The sequence below is a fragment of the Brevundimonas sp. genome (assembly GCF_032017145.1).
Lineage (GTDB): Bacteria > Pseudomonadota > Alphaproteobacteria > Caulobacterales > Caulobacteraceae > Brevundimonas.
Window position 1 is genome coordinate 1 of sequence record NZ_DALZQC010000174.1, and the last position, 3,776, is coordinate 3,776.

At 60.6% G+C, this 3,776-nt stretch carries 4 protein-coding genes; 2 read left to right on the forward strand and 2 right to left on the reverse strand.

What is annotated here, in order from left to right; genetic code table 11:
- On the forward strand, nt 1-820 hold an 820-nt coding region (locus RTU05_RS17325; protein WP_312599554.1), incomplete at its 5' end, for a hypothetical protein.
- A gap of 59 nt (nt 821-879) precedes the next feature.
- On the opposite strand, the gene RTU05_RS17330 is transcribed toward RTU05_RS17325, so the two are convergent.
- Nucleotides 880-2,367, reverse strand: coding sequence for a PIN domain-containing protein (locus tag RTU05_RS17330; protein ID WP_312599555.1), 1,488 nt, complete (start codon nt 2,365-2,367; stop codon nt 880-882).
- Nucleotides 2,368-2,717: 350 nt separating this feature from the next.
- Between RTU05_RS17330 and RTU05_RS17335 the strand changes: the two genes are divergently transcribed.
- Complete coding sequence (locus tag RTU05_RS17335; RefSeq protein ID WP_312599556.1) at nt 2,718-2,981, forward strand: DUF3892 domain-containing protein; 264 nt, start codon at nt 2,718-2,720, stop codon at nt 2,979-2,981.
- 51 nt (nt 2,982-3,032) lie between these two features.
- Here the strand turns inward: RTU05_RS17335 and RTU05_RS17340 are convergent.
- Nucleotides 3,033-3,776 (reverse strand): WYL domain-containing protein (locus RTU05_RS17340; protein WP_312599557.1); only part of this gene is annotated, 744 nt, incomplete at its 5' end.

Here is a 3,776-nt window from a genome sequence, read left to right on the forward strand (position 1 = left end):
GCTGAGGCCGAGCGCAAAGCGGCTTAACCCCGTCCACTTTTACGGGGGAAGATCAATCCTCGAGCTAACTGCGGCTCTAGGGTCGGCCGCCGATACGGGTAAGTTCGTGCAATCGGGCCCTACCACCTGTCCGAACTCCGCGCATGTCGACGCGTCGCTTGATTTTGTTGTCACCCAGGTCTCCGACTGCGTCATCATCAGCGCCGAGGTGTCACCGGCAGGCATTGCGAACTTGACCACGCATTGTTTCGGCGTGGCGCTGAGACTGATCCAGCTCGGGGTTCAATGTCGCGGCGCGATTAAACGCGGTCAGGTCTACCACACCCCTGATCAGATAATCGGAGTCGCCTATCAGCAGGCTGTGAACGGCGAGAAGGCCACCCGCGCCCTACGACTCGACGAGGCCGAGGTCGGCACGCCCTTCATCGAACTCGACGACGCTGTCGTCGCCTATGTTCGCGACGAGACGGACGAATGCGTCCGAACCATGGTCGGCCGTGTAACGACGACCGACGGCGAATACACCGCCGTCTATCCGTTCAAGGCGCTGATGGATAAGCCGTTCCGCACAGTTGTGCGCCAATTTCCGTTCGACGCCGAGGATTGGCTCTTCACTGTTCGGCGCACGCTAGCCCGTCATCGGACGATCCGGACGACGTTCCAATCCGCATTTGACGAAGCTACGGATCCACGCGTCAACCAGAAGATCCAACATTATCTCACTGGTCTCAACCACCTGATCGCTCAGGTCGAACGTAAGGAAGCACGTGCACTCCAGCTCGTCGCATCCGGTCACATCCCCTGGGGCGAGGTGCTTTGATTAAGGGTTGAGGCGAGCCTACAACCCATACCGACGAAGAGATCGGATCCTGTGGCTGCTCAGTTCGGCCCACGGGGCGGAGTGCGCGCCATCCGCGCCATCGCACGCTCGAACTCTGTCACCATCGCTTCTGCGTCGCTATCGAGACAGTGAGCTTCAAAGGCTAAGCGCACCGGGAGCCGAAGGACAAAGGGCGCGGCGACATTGCCCGCGCTGACCGTAGCGGTGATGACGCCGCGAAGGGGCTGTCCGTCTCGGCCTCCGAGAATAAAAGCGAAGGCTTCCGGCTCGCGCTTGTGGCGCCAGCTCTCGCATTCGAGTTGCATGGCTGTCGTCGGTCCCATCCGACCCTTCCTCCAATAGAAGGCGTCGGCTTCGCGGGGCTTAGACAGGCTGATCGGCGGGGGGAGCGTGCTTATGTCCCTTATGTGGGAAGACCCTCGGGCGGCCGACATGATGCGGTCCCAGCGCATCGGCATGGGTACACGTGGGGGGAGGGCGAGATGTCGCTCAAGGCGACGCTTCTTATCATTTTCTTCCAGTTCCTTCTCGTTCAGCCGCTCGGGCGCGGCGATATAAAAATCTCCCTTCACGTCTAGCTCGACGAGCGTGTGTTGCGCTGGGCGCACGCCGTTATTCTCGGCGACGAAGGTGAGACTTGGCCATTCCTGGCGCTGCGCCCGGATCAGGTGGAGACGCTCAAGCTGACTACGAACTCCTTTGAGCCAGGCCGCATAATCCTGCTCGTAAGTTTCGATTTGGTGGGCCGTCAGCGATCCGGCGGGCCGCTTATGAAGTGCGCCGAGTTCAGCCAGGTCGAACGGCTTTCGTTCGCCTGTCTCAACCGGACGGGTCAGGTTCGCCATCGGGGCTGCGCGCTCGATCCGGGCCATGAGGTCGACCACAGCTTCGACGGAAAGTGCTTCGAAGGACTCTAATGTCGCCTCGACACGGTCTATCCGGGCGCCTTCATCATCGCCAAACCATCCATCGAATTTGGGCTCGGCTGCCGTGAGGCGGCCGTTCTCCGACTTAAGCCGCGCGATCTCCTTTTGCGCCTCATCCTGTTCGGCAGGTCGCCGCCAGTCTTCAGGAAGCAGCTTGAACGGCGCGCCGAACTCTCCGGCGAGCGCGGCCGCCAACACGTCATCCGTGAGCAGAAGGGCGTCCCGGCCGCAGTCGACCATCGCGAGGACCTGATTGATGATCGCTTGGTCGCCATGCGTGAGGTCCAGTCCCTCGCGCACGGGAACCTTAGCTTCCTGCCTGCCGAGCCAAAGCATCCGGGTAACCCGTGGACCCGCCTCCCGAATGACGTCGCTGCGGTCGTTGACGCTCAGCAGAGTTCGCAGTTGGGTGCTCAAATCCCTGGCGATGCGGCTCGGCCGGCCAGCGCGGTTCTTCAGGGCGTCGAGCTCAGTCACCACCTGGCCAACTAGGCGGATTTCAATACTCTCGACGCCAAAATCTTCCCACGGAAGATCGTGCAGCGATCGGCCGTGGATCAGCACATTGCAGTCGGGAACGATGATCAGAGGTAGACTCACCGGCTTCCTTTCCAACACGCGTCGTCGAATGGCGGCTTTGCGACATGGATTGTTTCGAGTGAGCTATAGAGAGAGTCGCTGACACCGCTGAATCAGACGTCTGCCGAGTTGCGAAGCGTCATCTCGGCGATGTGGCTTGCGGAACCGCTTCTTACGCGTAGGGACTGCTCCAGCGGCTCGGTGTAGATCGGGAAAAATGCACTGAGCGGTCGAGAGCGGTCGGCCGACGTGCGCTCTCAGATCGACGCACTTTTACCAGTCCGCTCCTTCATGTGTCGCAGTACGACAGGAAATGTCCGGTCCAGGCGCCACCTTGTGTTCATCAACTAACCACACAAGGAAATGCCCCAATGGCAACGCGTTACGTGATCCGGTCCGGCAAGGACAAAGACGGTGATATCACCAAGCTCTGCAACTCGGGCGAGACCTGGTCGCCTCGGCTGAAGGCGGATGCCATCCGCGACATCGAGGACAAGGTTCACGAGTACTACGTCCACTGGAAAGATGGTCAAAAGACCATCATCAAGGTGGTCAACGGATCGACCGGGAAATACCTGCGCACCCAGCGCGACGGTTCGACCAAGAACAATCTCGACGATCTCGACGATTGCTAGGTCTCGACGCGCCGACCGGCAGCACCGTTTGCTGGTCGGCGCGGTTCGATCTTAAGGGAGTGCCGGGAAGTCCGATCGCTGATAGCCGGCGACCAAGGCTCGCAACGGCTCCGGTGAGATAAACTCAACAGCATCGCCCCACGCATAAAGATGCCAGCACATCTCGATATGACCTGATGCGCTGAAGCGAACTGTCAGCGACCCGTCGGTCTCGTCGGTGAGTGTCTGAGTGGGGTGGAATACATAGTGGCGCGCAGCATCGGCGGCCCTCGGCGCGAAACGCCAGACCACTTCGCCATGCTCATCGTCGTCGACGTAGGATCCGAATGCCCTTTCCGCGTAGGCTCGGATGTTGAACCCGCTTTCGACCGCAAAGCTCTCATTGAGCACCTGTGCCGTCTCTATGTCATCGACGCGATAGTGGCGCAGATTGCCGCTTGGCTTCGCGATGTCTCGCGCAATGAGATAGCGCCGGACTCCTAGAAGCAGTCCCTGAGGCGCCACGACACGCTCTTTGGCCTCGGTCGCCCCTCGCTTCTTGTAGTGGATCCTCAGCAGGCAGGGCCCCTTCAGCGCCGTCGATATCGCGTGGTTGACCTCCGCTCTGCCTCCAGGTCTGGGTCCTGGTCTTGCCGCGTGTCCCAGAGCTTCCAGCAGTGCATCTTCATCGGGCTCTAGCTTCCGGCTGGCCCTAGCTGGAATGAGAGCTCGGAACTTGTGCTCAAGGGATCGGAGGTGCTCTGATCTTCCCCCGAGAAAGTGGACGGGGTTAAGCCGCTCTGCGTTCGGCCTCGG

Coding starts and splice junctions, on each gene's coding strand:
- RTU05_RS17335 (WP_312599556.1), top strand. CDS start 2,718: ATGGCAACGCGTTACGTGATCCGGTCCGGCAAGGACAAAGACGGTGAT.